The 25,473-nt window shown below is 65.6% G+C and carries 22 protein-coding genes; 9 read left to right on the forward strand and 13 right to left on the reverse strand.

Annotation, left to right across the window (positions count from 1 at the left end; genetic code table 11):
• The 4 genes from LB518_RS07385 to LB518_RS07400 form a co-directional block, all read right to left on the reverse strand.
• On the reverse strand, positions 1–1,278 hold the full coding sequence (locus LB518_RS07385) for an NAD(P)/FAD-dependent oxidoreductase (protein WP_224575093.1): 1,278 nt from the start codon (positions 1,276–1,278) through the stop codon (positions 1–3).
• Positions 1,275–1,748, reverse strand: a complete 474-nt coding sequence (locus LB518_RS07390) for a GNAT family N-acetyltransferase (protein WP_224575095.1) — start codon at positions 1,746–1,748, stop codon at positions 1,275–1,277. The genes LB518_RS07385 and LB518_RS07390 overlap by 4 nt, the downstream gene beginning before the upstream one ends.
• Positions 1,745–3,142, reverse strand: coding sequence for an aspartate aminotransferase family protein (locus tag LB518_RS07395; RefSeq protein ID WP_224575097.1), 1,398 nt, complete (start codon positions 3,140–3,142; stop codon positions 1,745–1,747). Before LB518_RS07395 ends, LB518_RS07390 begins: the two co-directional genes overlap by 4 nt.
• 119 nt (positions 3,143–3,261) lie before the next feature.
• On the reverse strand, positions 3,262–4,662 hold the full coding sequence (locus LB518_RS07400; RefSeq protein ID WP_224575099.1) for a glutamine synthetase family protein: 1,401 nt from the start codon (positions 4,660–4,662) through the stop codon (positions 3,262–3,264).
• A gap of 205 nt (positions 4,663–4,867) precedes the next feature.
• Between LB518_RS07400 and LB518_RS07405 the strand changes: the two genes are divergently transcribed.
• The 6 genes from LB518_RS07405 (at position 4,868) to LB518_RS07430 (ending at position 11,136) form a co-directional block, all read left to right on the forward strand.
• On the forward strand, positions 4,868–5,953 hold the full coding sequence (locus LB518_RS07405; protein WP_224575102.1) for a polyamine ABC transporter substrate-binding protein: 1,086 nt from the start codon (positions 4,868–4,870) through the stop codon (positions 5,951–5,953).
• Positions 5,954–6,084: 131 nt separating this feature from the next.
• Positions 6,085–7,236 (forward strand): ABC transporter ATP-binding protein, encoded by a 1,152-nt coding sequence (locus tag LB518_RS07410; protein WP_502845799.1) that lies wholly within the window; start codon positions 6,085–6,087, stop codon positions 7,234–7,236.
• A 54-nt stretch (positions 7,237–7,290) separates the two neighbouring features.
• Entirely contained in the window at positions 7,291–8,220 is a 930-nt protein-coding gene (locus LB518_RS07415) for an ABC transporter permease subunit (protein ID WP_224575106.1), read from the forward strand.
• On the forward strand, positions 8,217–9,035 hold the full coding sequence (locus LB518_RS07420) for an ABC transporter permease (protein ID WP_224575108.1): 819 nt from the start codon (positions 8,217–8,219) through the stop codon (positions 9,033–9,035). The genes LB518_RS07415 and LB518_RS07420 overlap by 4 nt, the downstream gene beginning before the upstream one ends.
• An 83-nt stretch (positions 9,036–9,118) precedes the next feature.
• Positions 9,119–9,754: a DUF2239 family protein gene (locus LB518_RS07425; protein WP_224575110.1), complete on the forward strand. Its 636-nt coding sequence runs from the start codon at positions 9,119–9,121 to the stop codon at positions 9,752–9,754.
• A 14-nt stretch (positions 9,755–9,768) separates the two neighbouring features.
• Complete coding sequence (locus tag LB518_RS07430; RefSeq protein WP_224575112.1) at positions 9,769–11,136, forward strand: MATE family efflux transporter; 1,368 nt, start codon at positions 9,769–9,771, stop codon at positions 11,134–11,136.
• Here the strand turns inward: LB518_RS07430 and LB518_RS07435 are convergent, their stop codons facing one another.
• The 5 genes from LB518_RS07435 to LB518_RS07455 all read right to left on the reverse strand — a co-directional run bounded on the left by LB518_RS07435 (position 11,137) and on the right by LB518_RS07455 (position 15,363).
• Positions 11,137–11,643, reverse strand: a complete 507-nt coding sequence (locus LB518_RS07435) for a periplasmic heavy metal sensor (protein WP_224575114.1) — start codon at positions 11,641–11,643, stop codon at positions 11,137–11,139.
• The gene (locus tag LB518_RS07440) at positions 11,640–12,047 is read right to left on the reverse strand and encodes a hypothetical protein (protein WP_224575116.1); all 408 of its coding nucleotides are present in this window, start codon (positions 12,045–12,047) and stop codon (positions 11,640–11,642) included. Before LB518_RS07440 ends, LB518_RS07435 begins: the two co-directional genes overlap by 4 nt.
• Positions 12,044–12,631, reverse strand: a complete 588-nt coding sequence (locus LB518_RS07445) for an RNA polymerase sigma factor (protein WP_224575118.1) — start codon at positions 12,629–12,631, stop codon at positions 12,044–12,046. The genes LB518_RS07440 and LB518_RS07445 overlap by 4 nt, the downstream gene beginning before the upstream one ends.
• Before the next feature lie 197 nt (positions 12,632–12,828).
• Positions 12,829–13,488, reverse strand: a complete 660-nt coding sequence (locus LB518_RS07450) for an EF-hand domain-containing protein (protein ID WP_224575121.1) — start codon at positions 13,486–13,488, stop codon at positions 12,829–12,831.
• Positions 13,489–13,596: 108 nt separating this feature from the next.
• The gene (locus LB518_RS07455; protein ID WP_224575123.1) at positions 13,597–15,363 is read right to left on the reverse strand and encodes an AsmA family protein; all 1,767 of its coding nucleotides are present in this window, start codon (positions 15,361–15,363) and stop codon (positions 13,597–13,599) included.
• A 179-nt stretch (positions 15,364–15,542) separates the two neighbouring features.
• Between LB518_RS07455 and LB518_RS07460 the strand changes: the two genes are divergently transcribed.
• Together LB518_RS07460 and LB518_RS07465 are read left to right on the forward strand one after the other, a co-directional pair.
• The gene (locus tag LB518_RS07460; protein WP_224575125.1) at positions 15,543–17,519 is read left to right on the forward strand and encodes an acetoacetate--CoA ligase; all 1,977 of its coding nucleotides are present in this window, start codon (positions 15,543–15,545) and stop codon (positions 17,517–17,519) included.
• A 179-nt stretch (positions 17,520–17,698) separates the two neighbouring features.
• The gene (locus LB518_RS07465; protein WP_224575128.1) at positions 17,699–19,204 is read left to right on the forward strand and encodes a pilus assembly protein; all 1,506 of its coding nucleotides are present in this window, start codon (positions 17,699–17,701) and stop codon (positions 19,202–19,204) included.
• A gap of 10 nt (positions 19,205–19,214) precedes the next feature.
• Here the strand turns inward: LB518_RS07465 and LB518_RS07470 are convergent, their stop codons facing one another.
• From LB518_RS07470 to LB518_RS07480, 3 genes are all read right to left on the reverse strand, one after another.
• Complete coding sequence (locus tag LB518_RS07470; RefSeq protein ID WP_224575131.1) at positions 19,215–20,900, reverse strand: ABC transporter permease; 1,686 nt, start codon at positions 20,898–20,900, stop codon at positions 19,215–19,217.
• A gap of 19 nt (positions 20,901–20,919) precedes the next feature.
• Complete coding sequence (locus LB518_RS07475; protein ID WP_224575132.1) at positions 20,920–21,954, reverse strand: Fe(3+) ABC transporter substrate-binding protein; 1,035 nt, start codon at positions 21,952–21,954, stop codon at positions 20,920–20,922.
• 251 nt (positions 21,955–22,205) lie between these two features.
• Positions 22,206–22,958, reverse strand: a complete 753-nt coding sequence (locus LB518_RS07480; protein WP_224575133.1) for a 16S rRNA (uracil(1498)-N(3))-methyltransferase — start codon at positions 22,956–22,958, stop codon at positions 22,206–22,208.
• Positions 22,959–23,044: 86 nt separating this feature from the next.
• On the opposite strand from LB518_RS07480, the gene xseA reads away from it, so the two are divergent.
• Entirely contained in the window at positions 23,045–24,595 is a 1,551-nt protein-coding gene (xseA, locus tag LB518_RS07485; protein ID WP_224575145.1) for an exodeoxyribonuclease VII large subunit, read from the forward strand.
• Between the two features lie 33 nt (positions 24,596–24,628).
• Here the strand turns inward: xseA and LB518_RS07490 are convergent, their stop codons facing one another.
• Positions 24,629–25,390, reverse strand: a complete 762-nt coding sequence (locus LB518_RS07490; RefSeq protein ID WP_224575147.1) for an IclR family transcriptional regulator domain-containing protein — start codon at positions 25,388–25,390, stop codon at positions 24,629–24,631.
• Positions 25,391–25,473 lie beyond the last annotated feature (83 nt).

Consider the following 25,473-nt stretch of genomic DNA (forward strand, 5'->3'; position numbering starts at 1 on the left):
TCAGATGCGGTCGCGCAGCGCATACCAGCTCATGCCGGCAACCAGCGCCGGCCAGCGCAGCAGCTTGCCGCCGGGAAAGCGCGGGCAGGGCAGGGCGGCGAAGCTGTCGAGGCGGCCGGGATTGCCGAGGATGGCGTCGGCGATGATCTTGCCGCCATAGGGCGCGAGCGCGACGCCCTGGCCCGAATAGCCGGACGCTGCATAGACGCCCGGCCGCAGCCGGCTGAGAAATGGCAGGCGGTTGACGGTGACGGCCAGCGTCCCGCCCCAGGCATGGTCGATGCGGATATCGCGGAGGCCTGGATAGATGCCGAGGAGATGCCGGCGAACGAAGGCGAAGATGTCGGCCGGGTCACTGCGCGAATAGGTCTCGCCGCCGCCAAACAGGATGCGGCCGTCGCTTGTCGGCCGCCAGTAATAGACGACGAAGCGTGAATCCGAGACGGCTTCGCCGCCCGGGATCAGCCCGCCGGGCATGCCGGCTCCGATCGGCTCTGTCGTCAGGATGAAATTCTTGATCGGCATCGCCCGCGTCTCGGTCTCCTGGTCGATGCCGTCGAGCAGGCCATTGCCGGCGAGGATGACGATGTCGGCGCGGATGGAACCGCGCGAGGTCACCAGCAGCGGCTTCATCCCGTCGTCGAGCCGGATGGCTGGCGTGTCTTCATGGAGACTGGCCCCGGCCATCACGGCGGCCCGCGCCAATCCTTGCGCGAATTTCAGCGGATGCAGGTGGCCGGCCGTTGCGTCGTAGCGGCCGCCGAAATAGGCGTCGGTACCAATCATCGCCGCGAGGCGATCCGGCTCGATCCATTCGGCATGCGCATAGCCGTAGTCATCATTCAGCTTGTCGACATAGTGCCGTTCCTCCGAGACGAGCCGGCGCTTGTGCACCGCTTCGATAAGGCCCGGCCGCCATTCGGCGTCGATCTGGTGCTTGTCGATCAGGTGATGGACGAGGGCCTTGGCTTCTTCGGCAAGCGTCCAGAGTTCATGCGCCGCCGGTCGTCCGAGCCGGCGCTCCAGCCAGTCCTGATCGCGGCGCTGGCCAGTATGCAGTTGGCCGCCATTGCGCCCCGAGGCGCCGGAACCGATGCGGTTCGCCTCGACGAGCACGGTCTCGATGCCGGCCTCGGCGAGATGAAGCGCCGCCGAGAGGCCGGTATAGCCGCCGCCGACGATCGCGACATGCGCCTTGCGGTCGCCATCCAGCGGCGGAAAGGCAAGCGTCTTGTCGGCCGTCTCGGCATACCAGGACGGGGCGTGCGGCGCGGTCATCCGCCGGCGACGTTCTGTGTCAGCGCTTCGCGCATCTTGACGAAGCGAAGCTGTCCGTCCGGCATCAAGCCGTCCGGCTGCCAGCCGAGATGCGCGTAAAATCCGTGCGCGCGGATGCCGGGAGCAGCGCCCGCCTCGAGCCAGGCGGAGGCGACGCCGCGCTCGTGCAGAAACGCCTCGGCATGGGCGAGCAGCAGCCGGCCGAGGCCGAGGCCTTCGAAGTCCGGCAGGACGAACATCGCGAAGATGTTGCCCTCGGCGCTGTCTGCGATCGAGATGCCGGCATCGATGCCGTCGACGCTGGCGATGAAGGCGCGGCCGGTGGTCCGCAGCAGATCGGCGATGACGTTGGGCGTGATGCCATAATCCGCCATCTGTTCCAGCGTCATATGGTTTTCGCGGACGCTGGTCCTGATGGCATTGAGGATCGGCACCTCGTCGGGCGTCGCGATGCGGACCGTGATCGTCATGCGAGACCGAGCCGCTTCAGTTCGGCATGGGTGTCGTCGAGCGTCTTCGAAGCCACCGCGATCAGATGGTCGGCCTCCTCATGGCTCAGCGTCAGCGGCGGCGACAGGATCAGCGAGTCGCGCACGGCGCGCATGACGAGGCCGTTGCGGAACGAGAAGTCGCGCGCGATGGTGCCGACCTTGCCGACATCGGGGAAAACCACGGTCCGCGACGGCTTTTTTGGCACCAGTTCGAGTGCGCCCATCATGCCGGTCATCCGCGCCTCGCCGACCAGAGGATGGTCGCCCAGCGCCAGCCACTTCTTCTGCAGATAGGGCCCGATGTCGTCGCGTACGCGCTCGACCAGCTTCTCGTCCTCGATGATGCGCAAGTTTTCGAGCGCCGCCGCAGCCGCGACCGGATGGGCGGAATAGGTGAAGCCGTGGTTGAAGTCACCGCCCGGGCCGATGATCACTTCGGCGACCTTGTCGGAGACCATCACGCCGCCGATCGGCAGATAGCCGGAGGAAAGCCCCTTGGCGATCGGCATCAGGTCGGCCTCGATGCCGAAGGTCTCGGAGCCGAACCAGTTGCCCGTGCGGCCAAAGCCGGTGATGACCTCGTCGGCGACGAGCAGGATATCGCGACCCTTCAAGATGCGGGCGATCTCCGGCCAATAGGTTGATGGCGGGATGATCACGCCGCCGGCGCCCTGGATCGGCTCGGCGACGAAAGCGCCGATCTTGTCCTCGCCGATTTCGTCGATCGCCGTTTCCAGCGCACGCGCGGCGATGATGCCGAATTCCTCGGGGCTCGCATCGCCACCCTCGCCGAACCAGTAGGGCTGGGCAATATGATGGATGCCCGGGATCGGCAGGCCGCCCTGCTCATGCATCGGCTTCATGCCGCCGAGGCTGCCGCCGCCCATGGTCGAGCCGTGATAGGCGTTGTGGCGGGCGATCAGGATCGACTTCTCCGGCTTGCCGCGCGTCGCCCAGTAATGGCGCACCATGCGGATGACGGTGTCATTGGCCTCGGAGCCGGAATCGACGAAGAAGACGTGGTTGAACTGCGGCGGGGTCAGTCGCGCCAGCGTCTCGGCGAGCGCGATCGCCGGCGGATGCGTCGTCTTGAAGAAGGTGTTGTAGAACGAAATCTCGGCCATCTGGCGCTGGATCGCCGCGGCGATCTCGGGCCGGCCATGGCCGATATTGACGCACCAGAGCCCGGCCATGCCGTCGAGGATGCGATTGCCGTCCGAATCCCAGATCCACGACCCTTCGCCGCGCACGATGACGCGGCTACCCTCGGCATTCAGCGCCTTCATGTCCGAGAAGGGGTGAATGTGATGCGCGGCGTCGCGGGCGCGATAGTCGGCGGTCAAGTTGGAAAGCGGCGTCCTTGGCGTGGTCATAGGTCTCTCTCTGTCATTGCCGGGCTTGACCCGGCAATCCAGCCTTTCTCTCTGCCCGACAGGATAGGCTGGATTGCCGGGTCAAGCCCGGCAATGACAGCGCTCCGAAACGTCGCCGCTCACACATTCAGCAGCAGATATTCCCGCTCCCACGGGCTGATGACCTGCATGAACGTCTCGTATTCGGCCTGCTTGATCGCGCGGTAGGTCGAGACGAACCGCTTGCCGAAGATCTCGACCAGTTCCTCGCATTCCTCGAACAGCGACACGGCCTCGAGGATCGAGCGCGGCAGGTCGATCTCGTCCGAATTCGCCGATCCTGTGACCGGCTCGGCCGGCTTCAGCCCCTCGATGAGGCCGAGATAGCCGCAGGCGAGCGAGGCCGCGATCGCGAGATAGGGGTTGGCGTCGGAGGAGGGCAGCCGGTTTTCAAGCCGCCGTCCGGCCGCCGTCGAGTTCGGCACGCGCAGACCGACCGTGCGGTTGTCATAGCCCCACTGGGTATTCACTGGTGCCGAAGAGGAGCGGACGAGGCGGCGGTAGGAATTCACATAGGGCGCCAGCATGCACATCACCGCCGGCAAATATTTCTGCGAACCGCCGATGAAGGCGAAGAACTGCGGCGTCGGGTCGCCATCCTCGTCGGAGAAGATGTTGCGCCCGGTTTCGAGATCCACCACGGACTGGTGGATATGCATCGCCGAGCCCGGCTCGCGCGACATCGGCTTGGCCATGAAGGTCGCATACATATCGTGCCGCAGCGCCGCCTCGCGCAGCGTGCGCTTGAATAGGAACACCTGATCGGCCAGCGCCAGCGGGTCGCCATGCAGGAGATTGATCTCCATCTGCGCGGCGCCTTCCTCGTGGATCAGCGTATCGATCTCGAGGCCCTGAGCAGCCGAGAAGTCGTAGATGTCGTCGAAGAGATCATCGAACTCGTTGATCGCGGCGATCGAATAGGACTGCCGCGCTGCCTCGGGCCGGCCGGAGCGCCCTGTCGGCGGCTCCAGCTGATAGTCGGGGTCGGTGTTCGGCTTGACGAGATAGAACTCGATCTCGGGCGCCACCACCGGGTTCCAGCCCTGGCGATGATAGAGATCAACCATGCGGCGCAGCACCTGGCGCGGTGCGGTTTCCACCGGCCGGCCATCGCGGTGATAACCGTCATGGATCACCTGCGCGGTCGGATCGCTCTCCCAGGGCACGACGGCGAGCGTCGAGAAATCCGGCTCGAACAGGATGTCCTGGTCGGCGGCGTCGCTGACATAATCCTCATCGTCGGGGGGATAGTCGCCGGTGATGGTCTGGGTCAGAATTGAGCCCGGCATCGACATGATCGGGCCGGCGAGGAACTTCGAAACCGGCATCATCTTGCCGCGGGCGACACCGGCCTGATCCGGCACCACGCATTCGATGTCCTCGATTCCCCTGGCTTTCAGCCAGTCTCTCGCCTCGTCGAGCGAGGCGGCTCCGCGTTTCGCGTCTTCACGCGCCTTCGCGGGCCTCTTCCTTTTCGTCACGATATCCCCCAGGCGTCGCGCCAGAAGGCACTCAGTGTGGCGAGCGGCCGCTCGAAGTCAACTGCGGTGGGTGCGACGAGAGAGTTGGGCGACCATCTCAAAAGGGAGTTGAGCTAGGCCGGAAAGCCTCATAACGTCGCTAAAATAGGCATGCACAAACGGTGTACAGGGGCGCACGCCCTGCACCAGATGGAGGGAAGTGTCGATGAAGAAGTTCTCCGGACGCACGATGCTGGCAGCGGTGATTGTCGCTGGCGGCGCAGCTTCGGCGGCCGCGGCCGACAAGGAAGTCCACGTCTATAACTGGTCGAATTACATCGACGATTCCATCCTGGCCGATTTCACCAAGGCGACAGGGATCAAGGTTGTCTACGACGTCTATGATTCGATGGAGACGCTCGAGGCGAAGATGTTTACCGGCCGTTCGGGCTACGACGTCGTCGTCCCGACCGATCGCAACATGCAGGTGCTGATCGAGGCCGGAGCTTTCCAGAAGCTCGACAAGTCCAAGATCCCTAATCTGCAATATGCCTGGCCAGACATCTACAAGCGGCTCGCGACCTATGATCCCGGCAATGAATACGCGGTCAACTACATGTGGGGGACCACGGGCCTTGGCTATGACAAGGCCAAGATCGATGCGCGCATGCCGGATGCGCCGGTCAACTCCATGGACATGATCTTCAAGCCCGAGGTCGCGGCGAAGTTTGCCGATTGCGGCATCTATATGCTGAACTCGCCTGAAGACGTCATGCCCGCGGCGCTCAACTATCTCGGCCTGCCGCCGGATTCGAAGAGCAAGGAAGACCTACAGAAGGCGACTGATCTCCTGCTGAAGATCCGTCCCTATGTCCGCAAGTTCGATTCCTCGCTGATCAATCCGCTCGCAACCGGCGAGGCTTGCGTCGCCTTCGGCTTCTCGGGCGACATCCTGCAGGCTCGGGACACCGCCAAATCCGGCGTCGAGATCGTCTATTCGATCCCGAAGGAGGGCGCGCTTCTCTGGATGGATTCGATGGTAATCCCGAAGGATGCGCCCAATCCCGAGGCGGCGCTTGCCTTCATCAACTATATCCAGACGCCCGAAGTCATCGCCAAGGCGACCAATTTCGTCAAATATCCGAACGGTAATCTCGAATCGCAGAAATATGTCGATCCGGCGATCCTGAAGGACCCGACGATCTATCCGCCGGCCGACACGATGGCGCATCTCTACACGACGACGCCGAACAGCGACGAGATCCAGGACGCGATGACGGCGCTCTGGCAGCAGGTCCTGGCCGGCAAGTAGCAGCCGGCACGGTGGCGGTGGCGAGAAGTGGCGCTGCCGCAGACGTCAAATGATGGCGCCTGGCACCCTTGAAGGTGACAGGCGCTTTTCGTAGCGTTCCATATTGACCGGGCGACGCAGGGGGCAGCGGAATGGCAGGCATGGCGATCGGGCCGATCCGGCGATCATTTGCGCCCTGGAACGATCCTGAATCCAAGCCCTTCATCGAATTCCGCAATGTGACGCGGTCCTTCGGCGATTTCACGGCCGTCGACGATCTTTCGCTCAAGATTTACGAGCGCGAGTTCTTCGCGCTGCTCGGACCGAGCGGCTGCGGCAAGACGACATTGATGCGCATGCTGGCCGGCTTCGACGCGCCGACCCGGGGCGATGTGCTGCTCGATGGCCAGAACCTCGCCGGCATTCCGCCCTACAAGCGTCCCACCAACATGATGTTTCAGTCCTATGCGCTGTTCCCGCATATGACGGTCTGGGACAATATCGCCTTCGGCCTCAAGCAGGACGGAATGCCGAAGGCCGACATCGCGAAGCGCGTCGAGGAGATGCTGCATCTCGTCAAGCTCGAGACCTTCGCCAAGCGCAAGCCGCATCAATTGTCGGGTGGCCAGCGCCAGCGCGTTGCGCTCGCCCGCTCGATCGCCAAGAAGCCGAAGGTCCTGCTGCTCGACGAACCGCTTGGCGCGCTCGACAAGAAATTGCGCGAGGAAACCCAGTTCGAACTGACCGATCTGCAGGTGAACCTCGGCATGACATTCCTGATCGTCACACATGATCAGGAGGAGGCCATGACGGTTGCCGATCGGATCGCCGTGATGGATCGCGGCAAGATCATCCAGGTCGCGACGCCGGCCGAAATCTACGAACAGCCGAATTCCCGCTACGTTGCCGACTTTATCGGCGACATCAATATTCTTGAGGGCCGCATCGCTGCCGGCGCGGATGGTGTCGCCCGGCTCGAATGTGTGGCAGCAGGCGCAACCGTCGAGACACGGCAATCGATCGACGGCCGGCCGGGTGATCAGGCCTGGTTCGCCATCCGGCCCGAAAAGGTGCGCATCTCGCGCGAGCCGCCGGAGAATCCGGGCGTCAACGCGGTTTCCGGCGAGGTCTGGGACATCGGCTATCTCGGCGATGTCTCGATTTATCACGTGCGGCTGGCGAGCGGCGCCACGATCAAGGCGACGATCACCAACACCACCCGCCTCGTCGAACGGCCGATCAGCTGGGAAGACAAGGTCTGGATGACCTGGTCGGTGGATGGCGGGATCGTTCTGACCAAATAAGGCCGTGCCGGGCGGCGCTGCGCTGTGAGTTCGACGAAGCGGGCAGGGGATCAGATGGCGGCGAACGTGACTTCCGCGAATGCGAGGGCAAGCCGGCTGCGCTGGCTCGTGATTGCTGTCCCGCTCGCCTGGATGCTGATCTTCTTCCTGATCCCGTTCTTCAACGTCCTGAAGATCTCATTCTCGACCCGGGCGCGGGCCATGCCGCCCTACAAGCCGGTGCTGTCGATGGTCGACGGAATCGCCGGCCTCTTCGACAAGCTGCAGCAGCTCACCATCGCCAACTATCTGACGCTGGTGGCAGACTCGAAATACTGGCTGGCCTATGTCTCCAGCGTCCAGATCGCGCTCTTTTCCACCGTCCTGATCGTCCTCGTCGCCTATCCGATCGCCTATGGCATGGCCCGCGCGCCGCGCCAGTGGCGGACGACGCTGGTCATGCTGGTGATCCTGCCGTTCTGGACCTCGTTTCTGATCCGCGTCTATGCCTGGATCGGTATCCTGTCCGATGAGGGCCTGCTCAATCAGGTGCTGATGCAGCTCGGACTGATCGATCAGCCGCTGCGCATCCTCACGACGAACTGGGCCGTCTATATCGGCATCGTCTATTCCTACCTGCCCTTCATGATCCTGCCGCTCTACGCGACGCTCGAGAAACTCGACGAGACGCTGCTGGAGGCTGCGGAAGACCTCGGCTGCCCACCGATGAAGGCGTTCTGGACCATCACATTCCCGCTGTCGCTGCCCGGGCTGATCGCGGGCTGCTTCCTGGTCTTCATTCCGATCACCGGCGAATTCGTGATCCCGGACCTTCTCGGCGGCTCCGGCACGCTGATGATCGGCAAGACGCTCTGGTACGAGTTCTTCAACAATCGAAACTGGCCGCTGGCCTCGGCGGTCGCGGTCGTCCTGCTGTTGCTGCTCGTGGTGCCGATTGTCATCTTCCAGAACCAGCAGCAGAAACAGGCGGAGAAATCGCGATGAGGCGCGGGGCTACCTGGTTCAACGCCACTTCGGTCGCGATCGGCTTTGCATTCCTCTATCTGCCGATCCTCCTGCTCGTCATCTATTCGTTCAATGAATCGAAGCTGGTCACCGTCTGGGGCGGCTTCTCGTTCCGCTGGTATGGCGAACTGCTGCGCGACCAGGCCATGCTGGATGCGGCTTGGGTTACGCTGCGCGTTGCCTTCCTTTCGGCGACGATCGCGACCGTTCTTGGAACGCTCGGCGCGCTCGCGCTGGTGCGGTTCGGCCGCTTCCTCGGGCGGACGCTGTTTTCCGGCATGATCTATGCGCCGCTGGTGATGCCGGATGTGATCACCGGGCTCTCGCTGTTGCTTCTCTTCGTCTCGCTCGATCTTGATCGCGGTTTCTGGACCCTGATCCTCGCCCATGTGACGCTGACGATGTGCTTCGTCGCCGTGGTGGTGCAGTCGCGTCTGGTGACGTTCGATCGCAGCCTGGAGGAAGCGGCGCTCGATCTCGGCGCGACGCCCGCCAAGACCTTCTTCGTCATCACGCTGCCGCTGATCATGCCGGGCGTCGTCGCCGGCTGGATGCTTGCCTTCACGCTGTCGCTCGACGATCTGGTGATCGCGAGCTTCACCACCGGCCCTGGCGCAACGACGCTGCCGATGAAGATCTTCAGCCAGGTGAAATTCGGCGTGACGCCGGAAGTGAATGCGATCTCCACCATTCTGATCCTCGTCGTCGCGACCGGCGTCATCGTGGCTTCGCTGGTCACCAAGCGGCGCGAGGTCGAGCGGCAGAAGGCGGAGCGGCTGGCGCTGCAGGGCTGATACATGATTTATCCGGATAATATTGACGGCGACGTTTAACCCGGATAAAAAAGCCGTGTGACTTGCTCGATGGGAACGCGGCCATGACGCCTGAGACCGATAATTCTGCGACTGCGGCAAATGCCAAACTCGGCATTGCCGGCCCGGATGCCAATATCGATTGCACCGCCTTCGGCGGGCTGAAGCGCATCGCGTCTGGCCTCTTGGCCGACGTCGTCGTTGCGGCGAAGGCCGTGCTCGATCGCGGCGAGGTCGAGACGATCGCGATCTTCGATAACGAGACCAGCCGTCCGATCGAGGTTGATTTTCGTGGCTCCGTCGAGGAGGTCCGCCAGCGCCTTGCCGCTCCCCCGCCAGCCGAGGCGGTGCCGCGCGGGCCAGGCCGGCCGAAGCTCGGCGTCGTCGCGCGCGAGGTGACGCTGCTGCCCCGTCATTGGGACTGGCTCAACGCGCAGCCGGGCGGCGCCTCCGTGGCGTTGCGGCGGCTCGTCGAGGCGGCTCGGCGCGATACCGACGGCGAAGCACGCATCCGCCTCGCACGCGAAGCTGCGAACCGCTTCATGACGGCCATGGCCGGCGATCGCCCGGGCTATGAGGAGGCGACCCGTGCGCTCTTCGCCGGCGATCGTGCGCGTTTCGAGGCCGAGACCGAGGCCTGGCCGGCGGATATCCGCGACCACAGCCGCCGTCTGGCCGTTCCGGCCTTTGCGTCGACCTGAAGGCGGAACCGATCATGGCAAGACGGCCCACTCTCCTGCCGGAAGGTCCGCTGTGGCGCACCTTCCTGGTCTTTCTCGTCCCGATGATGCTGTCCAACGTGCTGCAGGCATTGTCGGGCACGGTCAACAATGTCTATCTCGGCCAGATGATCGGCGTCAGGGCGCTGGCCGCCGTGTCCGCCTTCTTCCCGATCCTGTTCCTGTTCATCTCCTTCGTGATCGGCATTGGCAGTGGCGCCTCCGTGTTGATCGGCCAGGCTTTCGGCGCGCAAAAGTTCGATGAGGTGAAGCGCGTCGCCGGCACGACGCTGGCCGTGGCGATCCTGTTCGGCCTGATCGTCGCAGCCTTTGGCGGCTCGTCGACCGAGCGCCTGCTCGCCCTTGTGGGGACGCCCCAGGACATCCTGCCCGACGCGACGCATTACGCGCGCATCATGCTGATCGCGATGCCCGGCCTCTTCGTGTTCCTGCTCTTCACCGCGATGATGCGCGGCGTTGGCGATACCGTGACGCCGCTCTATGCACTGGCGATCTCGACGCTGGTCGGGCTCGTCGTGACGCCGCTTCTGATCAAGGGCGCGCTCGGCCTGCCCGCGCTCGGCATTGCGAGCGGTGCCTATGCGTCGATCCTTTCCTTCATCATTGCACTCATCTGGCTCGCCTGGTTCATGCGCCGCCGCCGCCATCCGTTGGCGCCGGATGCGGTTCTCTTCCGGGCGCTCTGGATCGACCGCGCGATTCTCGTCTCGGTTTTGAAGATCGGCCTGCCATCCGGCGTCCAGCTCATCCTCGTCTCGCTCGCCGAGGTCGCCGTGCTGTCGCTCGTCAACGGCTTCGGCTCGGATGCCACCGCGGCTTATGGCACGGTCAATCAGGTGGTGAGCTATGTGCAGTTCCCCGCGATCTCGATCGCCATCACCGCCTCGATCTTCGGCGCGCAGGCGATCGGCGCTGGCCGTGCCGATCGACTTGGCCAGATCACGCGCACGGGCATCGCGATGACGCTGCTGATCTCGGGAACGCTGGTGCTGCTCGCCTATCTGTTCTCGCGCACCATCATCGGCTTCTTCATCACCGATCCGGATGTCGTCGAACTGGCGCAACGGCTGCTGCACATCACGCTGTGGAGCTACATCGTTTTCGGCCTCGCCGCCGTGGTGGCCGGCGTGATGCGGGCCAGCGGCACCGTGCTGGTGCCGACCGCGATCTCGATCCTCGCCATCGTCGGCGTCGAGGTTCCGGTTGCCTATGTCCTGTCTAAGCAGATGGGCATCGACGGTGTCTGGATCGCTTATCCGGTCGCCTTCACGGCGATGCTGCTGATGCAGTCGGCCTATTATTGGTTCGTCTGGCGCAAGAAGCCGATCAAGCGGCTGATTTGATCAGCCACCGGGTGGCGGGCCGCCAGGCGGCTGTGCGGTGGGGGAACGTTCGTCGGACGGCCGGCGGCGGCCGTTGCCCCCGTCCTGCAGACCGATCTTGGCCCTCAGATCGGCCGGCGCCGTGTCCAGCGCGTCGAGGATCGCCGTCTGGCCGATCGTGTTCACCGTGTCCAGCCTGTCGCGAAGCGTCGCCAGGGCTGCGGTCACCGCGCTCCGATCATAGGGCTCGGCGCGCATCGCGGCGAAGACCGCCTGGCGCGCATCGCGGACCGCGCGGAACGCGGCGCGCAAAGCCGGCGTGTCCGGCTTCAGCTCACCTGCGACCGCGCTTCTGAGTTCGGGCGGCAGGGCGCGGGGCCCGAGCGCCGCCAACCTTTCCGCCAGGGCCGGCGGATCGCGGTGCGGAACGCTCCGGGCCACGAGAAAGCCGGCGAGACCGAAATTGACGGCAAGCGAAACTGCGAGCGCCGCGAGCACGGCGATGGCGGCGCGACCGGTGAGCGTCACAACACCCCTCCGAGATCGACATCGTTGACGGCGATGGTGGTGAAGTCGCCGCTATCGTCGTCGTCCGGGCTCGGCAGGGTGGTGCCGATCACGAAGCCGATCGCGAGCGACGCGGCGAGGGCGGCCATGCCAAAGCCGGCCAGCCGCCGCCACGAAGGCACCGGCTCGGCGCGGATGACGCGAACCCGCCGCGCCAGCGCCGCCGGCTCCCCTGACATCAGCGCATGCATGGTGACGTCGACCGAAACCGCCGCCTCCAGCATCGCGCGGGCCGCCGGATCCTCCGCGGCCAGCCGTTCGGCCGCATCGCGCATTCCTGCCGGCCAGGATCCAGGCCGGGCGCCGTGCCGGTCGAGCAGATCGGCCAGTTGCCGCCGCGTCAGGCGGTCGCCTTCTCTCGTCATGGTTCGCCCGCCCTCTCGTTTTGCTGCCGCGCCATCGCGTTGAGGCGAAGTGTCCGCCGCGCCCTGACCAGCAGTTGCTCCGTCGCCCCGACGGAGAGATTCATCACGTCCGCGATCGCCGCCGTCGAGTTTTCATCGCTCGATGCCAGCAGGATAGCCGCCCGCTGGCGCGGCGGAAGGGTCTGCAGATCCCGCATGACAGCTGAAACCTCCGAGCGAGCCACGGCCGTCACCTCCGGTCCCGGCGCCTCGTCGGCGCCTTCGGGCGCCGTATCGAGGCCGATGAACTGCAGGAAGCGCGCGCGTCGGGCCCGGTCGATCGCGCGGTTGACCACGGCGCGCGTCAGATAAGCCCCGATCGGTCCACGCTCCGCATCGAGCCGGTCGGCGCGCCGCCAGACGGCGAGGAAGACATCCTGGACAATGTCCTCCGCCTCGTCGGCGCGCGCGAGGATGCGTCGCGCGATCAGGCGCAGGCGGCCGCCATGACGCAGCATCAGCGCCTCGAGCGCCCGCTCGTCGCCCGCCTTCAGGCGTAGCGTCAGCGCGGCGTCGGCATCATCGGCGTCGGATACGCTGCCCAAGCTCGGTCTTCGCTCCACGCCGTCGCCGCGGTCGGGCGTCCATGCTAGTCGATTCTGCCGTGTCGCCAAACCGGCGACACCCCGGAGGGCGTCGCCGGAAGAAGCAAAAGGCGAAGGCCGCGCCTCGCGACGAAGTGCAGCCTTCAGGCTCATGGCGCGACGCTCCCGCTTCGATGCCGGACGTCGGCTTCAGCCGATCAGTTCGGCGCAGGGCCAGATTCGTCGGCCGGCGCGCCCGCCGGCGCATCGTCCGGCATCGGGCCCGCACCCTTGCGATGGGCATGGTCGCGCATCTTGACGGCTGCCGCGAGGAACTCGGCCTTGGTGATGCTCCCGTTCTTGTCCGTGTCGGCGCGGGTGAACATCGGCATCGGCTGGGCGAGGAAGGTCGTGAGCGTGATCTCCGTCACGTCGCCCGTGAAGCCGAGGCGCTCCAGCATCCGCTCCTGGCGCTTTTCATGCCGCTCCGCGAAGCGCGCCTTGCGCGCCGCGTTGTCGCCGTCGGTGCCCTTGCCGCTGTGCGCCTCCTTGCCGCCATGCGGGCCTTTGCCGCGATGGTGAGGTCCGCGCGGGCCCTCGAGTCCGGCGATCGCCTCGTCCTTGGTGAGCTTGCCATCGCCATTCGCATCAAGCGAATTGAAGCGCGCGGTGCGATAGGCCGTGATCTCGGCCGCATCGATTACGCCGTCGTTGTTGCGGTCGAGGAACCAGAACATCATCTGCGCGCGCGGGCTCGGCGTTGCGGCCGGAGCCGGCATTGTCGTCGCAGCCGGCGCCGCTGTGTCGCTGGCGGCCATCGCCGGCAGCGCGAGGACAGGCGCTGCGGCAAACACGGCGGCGAGGAAAATCGTCTTCATGGGGTGGAACTCCTTGATGGCGAGGCCGCCTACAACGCGACCTTCACCACCATCACGCATGGCGGAGGGCTCCCCTACGCAGTCGGCGCGAATTTTTTCACATCGCCTTCACGGCGTCGCCGCAGCGGGCGCCAGGACCGGCGTCACGACCGGATGCAGCCAGGTGCCGCCGATATCGAACGGCAGCGTGAGCGCGGGCGCGCGTTGGCCGGCAATCGTCGCCACGCCATGGGCGCGGATTTCCGGCGCGCCGATCCTGGCTTCGGCCGCCATGTCGATGGTGTAGTCAGTCCCGGCGATGGCGATGCTCGGCGCCGCAATGATGCCACCGGCGATCGAAAGGTCGCCCTTGGCGCTTGAGAAACTCGTATTGCCGTTGAAGAGCCGACGCTCCAGGCTCTGAGGCGCCGCCTTGCTGCGGGAGAGGACATCGAGGCTGATCCCGCCGATGGTACCGCTGGCGATCGAGACGCTGCCGCGTCCGACCAGCGAGGCGACCAACTCGTTCCAGCTTGCGCCGCGTCCCTGAAGGCTGAGCGTACCGCCGGCCGTGCCGTCGATCGCGCTGATTCCGGCTAGATCGGACAGCGCTGCCTTGAGCGGCAACTGGTCGATCTTGGCCTGCAGGCTTGCCGAAGGCGCTGCCCCCAGCGTTTCTGCGGAAAGGCTGGCGGTCAGGCGGCCCCCATAGAGCTGCAGATCGCCGATCGCGACGTCGAGGCGCCCGTCGCGTACCGCGAGCGAAGCGGCCATGCGCCCCGCCGTTTCGCCACCGAGCCGGAGCTGGTCGGCGGAGAGGCGCAGATCGGCATTGAAGCCGTCGAGCCTCGGCCAACCGAGCGGCGCGTCGGGCGCGATGCGCGAGGCGGCGAGGACGGCCCGCACCGCGCGCGCATAATTGGTGATGTCGAGAAGATCGAAGGCCAGCGTCGCCTGGATCGACGGTCGTGCGGCGCCAAGCGCCAGCGAGAGGGCCCCAACGCCCTGATTCCCGTCCAGCGTGAGCGCCGCATCGCCAAGCGTCAGCGTGCCGCGCACGAAATCGGCGGTCGAACTGATCGATGCATCGCCGAAGCGCGGCAGCCTGCCGGTCGGAATGGCGAAGAGCTCGGCAAGGCCGGTGAGCGAGGGTGTCGAGAGAGACAATTGCCCATTGGCCGCGAGGCCGTCGAGGCGGCGCAGCGAACCATCGAACGATGCTCGCAGCGGCACGGACTCGATCGCGAACCGCACGTCCGCCGCCTGGTCGTCGAAGAGCGCGCGGATCGAATTGAGCGAGGCGTAGAAGCTGACCGTCTTGCCCTGCCAGCTTGCCCGACCCTGGACGCTGGCGAGCTTCTGGGGGTCCGGCAGATCGAGCACCGCGTCGATATTCTCGACCGTTACCGCGCGGCCGGCGCCGTCCATATAGTCGATGCTGCCGTCTGTCACGATCAGCTGGCGAAGCGGCGAACTGGCGTCGAGGGCGCTCGGTACGTCCCAGTTCGGCACGCCGGCGGCGTCGACGGCAAGGCGAAAGCGCGGCCGCAGGAACGAGAAGGACGAAGGTTCGATGCGGCCGCGAAAGATCAGCGGCAGGATCGGGACCTGCGCCCGCAACTGGTCCATCTCGACCAGTGTCGTCTCGTCGCGCGCCGAGCCGATGCGGACCTTCGGAAAGGTGACCGTGAGATAGGGTGTGAAGGCGACCTGGGGCGTGCCCTCGAACGTCATCGAGCGTCCGCTCCAGCCGGCGATCTCGCGTGACATCGAGCGGCGAACGACCTCGATCGACACCAGCTTGGGCGCGAGCAAAATGAACGCCAGCCCGAGCATGGCGAGCACGATGGCGAGCGGGGCGACGCGTTTGACGAGAATGGCGGTTGCGCGTCCCATGTTCCGAATGCGCCGCTGCGGAGTGCCCCTCGGATAGGCACAATTCCGCTGCGCCGCAAGGCATTTTGTGACGATTGCAACCCAAGCTTTCCGCGTGACTCGATCCGGCGCCGCCGCTATCCATGGAGGCAGGGACGGGCGCTGCCCGGCCGTGTCGCGACGAGGAGACGTGCAATCCGATGACGGCGGTCACTGCGGAAGGCAATGAGGTTCCCCTTTGGGTTCCCTCGAAAGAGCGCATCGCCGGCCATCCCATGACGCAGTTTCGTGCCGCCGCGTCGGCACGGGCCGGTCGTGAACTCGCCGACTATGATGCACTGCACCGCTGGTCTGTCGAGGATCTCGCCGCCTTCTGGGATCTCGTATGGGATTTCTGCGGCGTCGTCGGCGACAAGGGCGCGCGCCGTCTCGTCGATGGCGACCGTATGCCCGGGGCGCATTTCTTTCCCGACGCGACGCTGAACTTTACGGACAATCTCCTGAAGCGCCGCGGCGAAGGCGATGCGCTCGTCTTCTGGGGCGAAGATCGCGTCAAGCGGCGGATGAGCTGGGACGCGCTTTCAGCGCTCGTCTCGCAACTCGAGCAGGCCTTCCGTGCCGCCGGTGTCCAGCCGGGCGACCGGATCGCCGCGATGATGCCGAACCTTCCCGAGACGATCGCCGGCATGCTCGCCGCCGCTGCGATCGGCGCCGTCTGGTCGTCCTGCTCCCCGGATTTCGGCCCGCGCGGCGTGCTGGACCGTTTCGGCCAGATCGAGCCGGTCGTGTTCATCGCCTGCGACGGCTATTATTATGGCGGCAAAGTCATCGATATCGGCGCGAAGCTGGCCGAGATCGTGCCGGCGCTGCCGACGGTGCGTCAGGTGATCATCGTGCCGTATATCGGCACGGCCGAGGCGACCGCTTCGTCGCTGCCGCATGGCGCGACGCTGGAGGCTGCGATCGCTCCGTTCGCCCCGCGCCAGGTCGAGACGGTGGCACTTCCCTTCAATCATCCGCTTTACATCATGTTTTCCTCGGGCACGACGGGCATCCCGAAATGCATCGTGCACGGCGCCGGCGGGACGCTGCTGCAGCATCTGAAGGAAATCTATCTCCATTGCGGCATCGGCGCCGATGACCGGCTGTTCTATTTCACTACCTGCGGCTGGATGATGTGGAACTGGCTTGCCTCTGGCCTCGCCACGGGCGCGACACTGCTGCTCTATGACGGTTCGCCCTTCCATCCGGACGGCAATATCCTGTTCGACTATGCCAGCGCCGAGGGCATGGCGATGTTCGGCACCTCGGCGAAGTTCATCGACAGCGTCCATAAGGCCGGTCTGAAGCCGCTCGAGACGCATGATCTCTCGGCGCTCCGCGTCATCACCTCGACAGGCTCGCCGCTGTCGCCAGAGAGCTTTGCCTTCGTCTATGACGGCATCAAGCGCGACGTTCACCTCGCCTCGATCTCGGGCGGCACGGACATCGTTTCGTGCTTCGTGCTCGGCATTCCAGACAAGCCTGTCTGGAAGGGCGAGATCCAGGGCCCCGGCCTTGGCCTCGCCATGGATGTCTGGAGCGAGGAGGGCGCGCATCTCGAGAGCGGCAAGGGCGAACTCGTCTGCCTGAAGCCGTTTCCCTCGATGCCGATCGGATTCTGGAACGACCCGGATGGCGAGCGTTACCATGCCGCCTATTTCGCGCGCTTCGACAATGTCTGGTGCCACGGCGACTTTGCCGAATGGACTGTTCATGGCGGGCTCATCATTCACGGCCGCTCGGATGCGACGCTCAATCCGGGCGGGGTGCGCATCGGCACGGCGGAGATCTACAACCAGGTCGAGCAGATCCCCGAAGTGCTGGAGGCGCTCGCCATCGGGCAGGACTGGGACGATGATGTCCGCGTCGTGCTTTTCGTCCGCCTGCGGCCGGGAACTGCGCTCGGCGAGGCGCTCGAGAAGACGATCCGCCTGAAGATCCGGACCGGATGCACGCCGCGCCATGTGCCGGCACGCATCGTCGCGGTCGCCGATATTCCGCGCACCAAGTCCGGCAAGATCGTCGAACTCGCGGTTCGCGAGGTCGTGCATGGCCGTCCGGTCAAGAACCAGGAGGCGCTCGCCAATCCCGAGGCGCTGACGCTGTTCCGCGACCTGCCGCAACTCGCCGTCTGAGGGGCGCCCTCGCTCCCGGTTGATCATGGTTGACGAGGTGTAAACCCGCATTGCTGCAGGGCTGCGATCGCGACAATCACACGTTAATTCCGTTTTAAACTGTAAGTGTCCCGTTAAGGTCTCGTTTACGGAGCCCGGACGCTTATGGCGCCATGACAAGGTGCCATCGGGGTTTCGTGATGTCGGTTTTCGATCTTTTTCGCCGTGACCGGCGCGGCAATGTCGCGGTGATCTTCGGTCTCGCGGCGATCCCCATTGTCGGCGCGACAGGCATCGCCGTCGATTATGGCCGCGCTTCCATGGCCCATGCCCGGCTCGCCGACGTGCTCGATGCAGCGGTGCTGGCGGTCGGTTCGCAGCCGAGCATGTCGGACACTGCCGCAAAGACCATGGTGACAAATTGGGTGGATGCCCAGCTCGGCCAGAGCGGAACCATCACCTCATGGAAGATCGACAGCTTCACCCAGTCGAACGGCGCGATCGAGGCGAACGCGTCCGCCGAGGTGCAGACCACCCTGACCAGACTGCTCGGCGTCGAGACGATGCCGGTCTCGGTCAGCTCCGAGGCGGTACGAAGTGGCAAGAAGATCGAGCTGGCGCTCGTCCTCGACAATACCGGCTCGATGGAAGGGACGAAGATCGCCTCGCTGATCACGGCCGCAAAGAACCTTGTCGACACGCTGGCGGCCGGCGTCATCAAGCAGGGCGATCTCAGAGTATCGCTGGTGCCGTTTTCCCAGACGGTGAATGTCGGCTCGAGTTACCGCACGGCGAGTTGGATGGATACGAAGGGGCTGTCGCCGATTCACAGTCAGATCTTCGACAAGGCCAGCAACCGGTTCACCTTCTTCGACAAGATGAAGATTACATGGGGGGGCTGCGTCGAGACGCGTCCGATCCCCTACGACGTTCAGGACACGCTGCCGAGCACGGGGATACCATCTACGCTCTATGTCCCATTTTTCGCGCCCGACGAGCCCGACGTCAAAACGAGTGGCTATAACAGCAACTATACCAACAACTACCTCGCCGACGGCACGTCGAATTCGAACTGGAAGACGCGTGAGCTGAACAGCGCCAAATATTCGACCGCCTTCACGAAGACGATCAAGAACAGCACCACCGACTATGGCCCAAACTCCGGTTGCGCCATCGAACCGCTGTTGCGTCTCAGCTCTGATACAGGCGCGGTGAAGTCGGCGATCGGCGACATGACGGCGAGCGGCGACACCAATATTCCGATCGGCCTCGCCTGGGGCTGGAACACGCTGGCGCCGGATGGTCCGTTCGCTGACGGGGTGTCCTACGCCGACGATGATTATCAGAAGATCATCGTCCTGATGACCGACGGGCAAAACCAGAACACGTCGATCGATACCGGCAACCAGTCCTACTATTCGAGCATCGGCTATATCTGGAACAACCGGCTCGGCATCACTTCAGGGTCCGACACCCAGCGTCGAACCGCGATGGACAACCGCCTCTCCGCGCTATGCACGAACGTCAAGGCGAGGGGTGTGCAGATCTACACGGTGCGCGTGGAGGTGAAGACGGGTACTTCCACGGTATTGCAGAACTGCGCGAGCCGCTCTGACATGTTCTACGATGTGCAGGACGCTTCGCAGTTGAACAGCACCTTCCAGGATATTGCTGGCGAAATCTCGAAATTGCGCCTCTCGAAATAAGCATCGGTCGTCAGCCGGTCCGTCCCGCGCGCGACAGGCGGATGACCGGGACGAGGCCGACCAGCACGATCATCAGGGCGGCGATGGCGCCGTCCTCATGTGTGCCGCGCGCCGCCTCGCCATAGACGCTGGTGGCCAGCGTCTCGAAATTGAGCGGCCGGAGCAGCAGCGTCGCCGGCAGTTCCTTCATCGCATCGACGAAGACGAGAATGGCGGCGGTTGCGATCGGCGCGGCCAGCAGTGGGGCGTGGATCTCGCGCGAAACGCGGACCGGCGTTGCGCCGAGGCTGGCCGCCGCCCCGTCGAGCGAGCCGCTGATGCGCTGGAATCCGGCTTCGATACCACCGATCGCGATGGAGAGAAAGCGCAGGCAATAAGCGAGCAGCAGGGCTGCGCCTGACCCGATGAGCACCAGCCCGATCGATTGGCCGGTCAACCCGCGCACGGCATTGGCGATTGCATTGTCGAGACCGGCGAGCGGCACCAGCAGGCCGACCGCGAGCACGGTGCCGGGAATAGCGTATCCGATGGTGCCGATCCGCATCAGCGGCCGCACCAGCCGACCCCGCGCGCCGCGCGCCACGATGGTGAGTGCAAGTCCGAGCGTGATCGTGAGGAGGGCGGCAAGGCTCGCCATGGCGAGGCTGTTGGCGGCGGTCGCGAGCAGTCCCGTTGGCCAGCCGCGGGCGGCGAGCCGCGTTGCGGCGGCGAGGCCAAGATAGGCGGCCGGCACGCCGAAGCCGATCGTGACGGGCAGCGCGCAGGCGATGATCGCAAGGGCCGCGCCGCCTGGGCGAAGCGCGAATTCGGCCGGCGGTCGCGCGCCGCGGGCCGGTGCTGCCGTCGAGAGGCGACGCCGCGCATGGCGCTCGGCCAGCATCAGCAGCAGCACGATGGCGAGCATCGCGAGCGCGATCTGCGCCGCGCCCTCGATCGATCCGCGCACCGTCCAGGTGGTGTAGACGGTGACGGTCAGCGTGCGGATGCCGAGGAATTCGGACGCGCCGATATCGTTCAGCGTCTCCAGCAGCACGAGGCTGAGCCCCACGGCTGCCGCCGGCCAAATCGTCGGCAACGTCACGCCGAAGAAGGCGCGCAAAGGGCCGGCGCCGAGCATGCGCGCGGCGTCCGAGAGCGCGGCGGCGCGCATCATCATCAGCGCGCGGACTGGCAGATAGACATACGGATAGAGCACGAAGCCGATGACGAAGATCGCGCCGCCGGCCGAGCGGAGGTCGGGCAGGCGAAGCGCGCGCGGATCGCTGAGCCCGAGAAGACCCCGCAATGCCGTCTGCAAGGGTCCGACGGGATGCACGACATCGAGCCAAGCATAGGCCATGACATAGGTCGGCATCGCCAGAGGCAGCAGCAGCGCCCACTCGAACAGCCGGCGGCCGGGAAAACGGCAGCGTGCCACGAGGAAGGCGGTGCCGATACCGGTGACGACCGCGATTGCGCCGACACCGGTCAGCAGGACAAGCGTCGTCCAGCTTGCGCGCGGCAGCACGTTGCGGAGCAGCGAGGGCCAGAGCGCGCCGTCGCCACCGACAGCAAACCAGGCGAGGCCGCCGACGGGCAAGAGGGCCAGCGCCGCCACGACGAGGCAGAAGGCAATGCGCCCCCTGTCGACGGCAAGAAGACGGCGCCGCGAGGGCGCCGGCCTTCTATCCGATATCGCCGGTGAAAGGACGGACAATAGCCGGAACTCGCGATGGTCAGCCGTCGAAGCCGGTCGCGTCGACAAGTTCGCTCGCCGCGCTCCGATCCTTGGCGATCTCGACCAGCGGGGTCGGGTCGACGGTCAGCGTACCGAGCGCGGCGATGATCGGATCAGCGGCGACGCCCGGGCGGACCGGATATTCAAAATTCGCCTTGGCGTAGATTTCCTGCGCCTTTTCCGAAGCGAGATATTCGAGCAGCTTCACGGCGTTGTCGCGGTTCGGCGCGTTCTTGGCGATGGCCGCGCCGGAGATGTTTACATGCGTGCCGGCCTTGTCCTTGAAGGTCGGCAGGATCACGCGGATCGCCTCGCCCCAGGCCTTCTGCTCGTCGCCGCCCTTGCCGCTGCGCATCAGGCCGACATAGTAGGAATTGCCAACGCCGATGTCGCAAATGCCGGCGAGGATGTCGCGAGCAACGTCGCGGTCGCCGCCGCCGGGCGTATGGGCGAGATTGGCGCGAACGCCTTCAAGCCACGTCTTTGTCGCGTCCTTGCCGTCCTTGGCGATCATCGCCGCGATCAGCGAGGTGTTGTAGGGATGCTGGCCCGAGCGGATGCAGATCTTGCCCTTGAAGCGCGGATCGGCAAGGTCCTCATAGGTGAGCGTTTCGTCTGTGACGCGGTCCTTCGAGGCATAGATGACGCGGGCGCGCATCGAAAGGCCGAACCAGTTGCCGGCGGGATCGCGCAGATTGGCGGGAATGCCGTCTTCGAGCGCCTTTGAGGCGACGGGCTGCGTCAGCTTGCGATCGACGAGTTCGATGAGATTGCCATAGTCGACGACGCTGAGCAGGTCGGCCGGGGAGTTGGCGCCCTCGCTCTCGACGCGCTGGGCGAGGCCTTCCTTGATGAAGACGACATTCGCCTTGATGCCGGTCTCGGCGGTGAAGCTGTCGAGCAGCGGCTGGATCAGGCCGGGTTCGCGGGTCGTGTAGACATTGACCTCGCCATCGGCAAGCGCCGGAAGGGTGCTGAAAGCGGTCAGCGCGGCGAACGCGGCCGTGCGCAGGAAGGGCAGACGAGAAATCATAGGGACAGCTCCGTCGTGAAAGGGCGGATGATGCCGATCCTTCCCGAACGCGCGGTCCGGGCTTGAAAGGCACGCGCTGCTTCTCATTCACGTGGATGGCTGTCAAAGGGGATATATAACGAAATCAATAGCTTGGAGGAATTCCAAGCTGGACTGATTCCAGATCAGCGGCTTAGGTCTTGCTCCGCCGTCACAACAGCTGCGAAGGCAGCCTGATCACATGGAGATCACGATGCCGTGAATCGTCGCGCTCACGCTTCGCGCCAATCGCCGGCAACCGCCTGCACCAGCGCGAGCGCCGCGACGGCCGCCGTGTCGGCGCGGAGAATGCGGGGGCCCAAGGCGATCGTCGTGACCAAAGGCAGGGCCTTCAGCAGCGTCCTTTCCTCGGGCGAGAAGCCGCCTTCCGGGCCGATCAGCACGGCAAGTGGCGAGGGCGGAAGCGCGCCGAGCACGCTGACGGGATCCGCGCCCGTCTCGTCCTCGTCGCAGAAAATGATTCGCCGACCGGCATCGGTGGTTTCCCAGCTGGTCAGGAGATCGGCGAGCGGCTGTGGCGTCACGATGTCGGGAATGGTGAGGATGCCGCACTGCTCCGCCGCCTCGATCGCATTGGCGCGCAGACGATCCTCATTGAGCCGCGTCACCTGCGTGCGCCGCGTAATGACCGGCCGCAGCCGTCCGGCGCCCATCTCGACGGCCTTCTGGACCATATAGTCGAGCCGTGCCTGTTTCAGGGGCGCGAACAGATAGTCGAGGCCGGAAGGCGCCGTCTGCGCACGCGTCTGTTCTTCCAGCACCAGCGATGCCCGCTTGCGGTCGCCATCGAGCACGGCGCGCCACTCGCCGTCGCGGCCGTTGAAGACCAACACGGCGGCGCCTGGCGCCATGCGGAGGACATTGACGAGATAGTTGGCCTGGTCGCGATCAAGCGGCACCCGAGCGCCTGCATCGAGCGGCGCGTCGAGAAACAACCTCTGGCTGGCGAAGTCATAGCGGGACATGAGCGAGGGATAGTCGGCCAGACAGGCCTTCGCAACCCTTGACCCGGGCGGGCCGGCTGGGGCAATCGGAAGAGCAGGAGAACGATGTGCCCCAGCCGCCTTCGAACGTCGCCGAATACTCCGTCTCGGAAATCTCCGCTGCGCTGAAGCGCACCGTCGAGGACACGTTCGGCCATGTCCGTGTGCGCGGCGAGATTTCCGGCTATCGCGGCCCCCATTCCTCCGGCCATGCCTATTTCGCGCTGAAGGACGACCGCGCCAAGCTCGAGGCGGTGATCTGGCGCACCAGCATGGCGCGTCTCCGCTTCCGGCCCGAAGAGGGCATGGAGGTGATCGCGGTCGGCAAGCTGACGACGTTCCCCGGTTCGTCCAAATATCAGATCGTCATCGAGACGCTGGAGCCGGCGGGCGTCGGCGCGCTGATGGCGCTGCTCGAGGAGCGCCGCAAGAAGCTCGCCGCCGAAGGCCTGTTCGATCAGGCGCGGAAGCGCCCGCTGCCTTATCTGCCGGGGGTCATCGGCGTGGTGACCTCGCCGACCGGCGCCGTCATCCGCGACATCCTGCATCGCCTCGCCGATCGCTTCCCCGTGCATGTGCTGGTCTGGCCGGTGCGCGTGCAAGGCGAGACGTCGGCGGCAGAAGTCGCGGCGGCGATTGCCGGCTTTAGTGCGCTGGCGCCGGGCGGCCCCGTGCCGCGACCTGATCTTCTCATTGTCGCGCGGGGCGGCGGCAGCCTCGAAGACCTTTGGGGGTTCAACGAGGAAATCGTGGTGCGGGCAGCGGCGGCGTCCGATATCCCGCTGATCTCCGCCGTCGGCCATGAGACGGACACGACGCTGATCGATTTCGCCTCGGACCTTCGCGCGCCGACGCCGACCGGCGCCGCCGAAATGGCGGTGCCCGTCCGTGCCGAACTGCTGGCGGCGGTCGGTGGGCTCGGCCAGCGGCTTGAGGGCGCGGCCTATCGCCATATCGAGGCGCGCCGGCGGGAACTGCGCGCCGCCACCCGCGGATTGCCGCGACTCGACGATCTGCTGGCTATCCCGCGCCGCTCGTTCGACGAGCTGGCCGCGCGGCTCGGAAGGGGGCTCGGCGCCAATACGCTCGCGCATCGCGCGCGCCTCGGCCGCTCGGCCTCGCTCCTGACGCCGGTCGTGCTCGCCCGGCGCATCGAGCGCGCGCGCGATCGTCTTGCTGGTCTGTCGGAGCGGCAGGGCAGGGCGCTCGATGTTCATGCGGAGCGGAAGCGTGCGCTCTTCACCCGGACGGCGCAGCGACTGCGCATCGAGCCGATCGGCGAGCGTGTGCGCCATGGCCGCGACCGGCTGGTCGAGATCGATGGCCGCGTCGGCAGGGCCTTCATCCGGATCGTCGAGCGCCGCCGCGATCGGCTTGACCGCGCCTGGCGCCTTGCCGAGACATTGTCCTACCGCAGCGTGCTCGCGCGCGGCTTTGCCCTGGTTACCGATGGCGCCGGCCAGCCGATCCGCTCGGCATTGAGCGTCGCGGCCGGCGATCCGCTCACGATCGAGTTCCAGGACGGCAAGGTCGGCGCGTTAGCCGCCGGCACGCCCGCGCCGCCAAAGCCGAAGACGCGCAGCAAGCCGAAGACACCCTCGCAGGAAAGCCTGTTCTAGCGCACTGCACCCGGCATTTGGCACGCACTCCCGTTAGCGAAGGATATCGCGCATCCGGGCCTGCACGTCGAGGAGAGCTGGCAGGTAGCGCTCGGCCAGCGCTTCGATCGGCTCACCGCGCACGGGAAGGCCGAGATTGACCGCGGCGACCGTGACGCGGCGCGCCGTGACAAGCGGCACCGCAATCGAGCGAAGGCCTATCTCGACCTCCTGGTCGATGACGGCGTAGCCGTCCGTCCTGACACGCGCCAGTTCCGCCATCAGTTCTTCGGGCTCGGTGAGCGTATGCGCTGTCCGTCGGGGCAAGGGCGCTGCGCCAAGACGTGTACGCGCTTCCGCCTCGGGCAGGGCAGCCAGCAGCACGCGGCCCATCGAGGTGCAATAGGCTGGCAGCCGCGAGCCTGGCATCAGCGCGATCGACATCACCTTCTTCTGCGCCGACCGGGCCACATAGACGATCTCGTCGCTATCGAGGATCGACACCGAAGAACTCTCGCCGATGGCGTCCGACACCTGATCGAGCAGCGGCTGCACCAGCTGCGGCAGCGGCATCGTCGCGAGGCAGGCCGTGCCGAGGCGGAGGACGCGCGGCGTCAGCGTGAAGAACTTCCCGTCATAGTCGGCATAGCCGAGATGGGCGAGCGTCAGCAGGCAGCGCCGCGCCGTCGCCCGGTCGAGCCCCGTCGCCGCCGCAACCTCGGCGATCGACTGACGCTGTCGCTCGGGACTGAAGGTCTCGATGACGGCGAGCCCCTTGGCGAGGCCGCCCATCAGGTCGCGATCGGCAACTGTCAACGCCGGCACCTCGCATCTTGAGCGATATACGAACAAATGCATCATATCGCACAAACACAATGGACGGAAGTCGCGGCTGCGCC

Origin of the sequence: Mesorhizobium sp. BR1-1-16, from assembly GCF_020165495.1 — a bacterium.
Classification (GTDB): domain Bacteria; phylum Pseudomonadota; class Alphaproteobacteria; order Rhizobiales; family Kaistiaceae; genus Kaistia.

Bases quoted from the DNA above. Each gene is read 5' to 3' on its own strand.
- LB518_RS07385 (WP_224575093.1), bottom strand. From the start codon at position 1,278: ATGACCGCGCCGCACGCCCCGTCCTGGTATGCCGAGACGGCCGACAAG.
- LB518_RS07390 (WP_224575095.1), bottom strand. From the start codon at position 1,748: ATGACGATCACGGTCCGCATCGCGACGCCCGACGAGGTGCCGATCCTC.
- LB518_RS07395 (WP_224575097.1), bottom strand. From the start codon at position 3,142: ATGACCACGCCAAGGACGCCGCTTTCCAACTTGACCGCCGACTATCGC.
- LB518_RS07405 (WP_224575102.1), top strand. From the start codon at position 4,868: ATGAAGAAGTTCTCCGGACGCACGATGCTGGCAGCGGTGATTGTCGCT.
- LB518_RS07410 (WP_502845799.1), top strand. From the start codon at position 6,085: ATGGCAGGCATGGCGATCGGGCCGATCCGGCGATCATTTGCGCCCTGG.
- LB518_RS07415 (WP_224575106.1), top strand. From the start codon at position 7,291: ATGGCGGCGAACGTGACTTCCGCGAATGCGAGGGCAAGCCGGCTGCGC.
- LB518_RS07420 (WP_224575108.1), top strand. From the start codon at position 8,217: ATGAGGCGCGGGGCTACCTGGTTCAACGCCACTTCGGTCGCGATCGGC.
- LB518_RS07425 (WP_224575110.1), top strand. From the start codon at position 9,119: ATGACGCCTGAGACCGATAATTCTGCGACTGCGGCAAATGCCAAACTC.
- LB518_RS07430 (WP_224575112.1), top strand. From the start codon at position 9,769: ATGGCAAGACGGCCCACTCTCCTGCCGGAAGGTCCGCTGTGGCGCACC.
- LB518_RS07440 (WP_224575116.1), bottom strand. From the start codon at position 12,047: ATGACGAGAGAAGGCGACCGCCTGACGCGGCGGCAACTGGCCGATCTG.
- LB518_RS07450 (WP_224575121.1), bottom strand. From the start codon at position 13,488: ATGAAGACGATTTTCCTCGCCGCCGTGTTTGCCGCAGCGCCTGTCCTC.
- LB518_RS07455 (WP_224575123.1), bottom strand. From the start codon at position 15,363: ATGGGACGCGCAACCGCCATTCTCGTCAAACGCGTCGCCCCGCTCGCC.
- LB518_RS07460 (WP_224575125.1), top strand. From the start codon at position 15,543: ATGACGGCGGTCACTGCGGAAGGCAATGAGGTTCCCCTTTGGGTTCCC.
- LB518_RS07465 (WP_224575128.1), top strand. From the start codon at position 17,699: ATGTCGGTTTTCGATCTTTTTCGCCGTGACCGGCGCGGCAATGTCGCG.
- LB518_RS07475 (WP_224575132.1), bottom strand. From the start codon at position 21,954: ATGATTTCTCGTCTGCCCTTCCTGCGCACGGCCGCGTTCGCCGCGCTG.
- LB518_RS07480 (WP_224575133.1), bottom strand. From the start codon at position 22,958: ATGTCCCGCTATGACTTCGCCAGCCAGAGGTTGTTTCTCGACGCGCCG.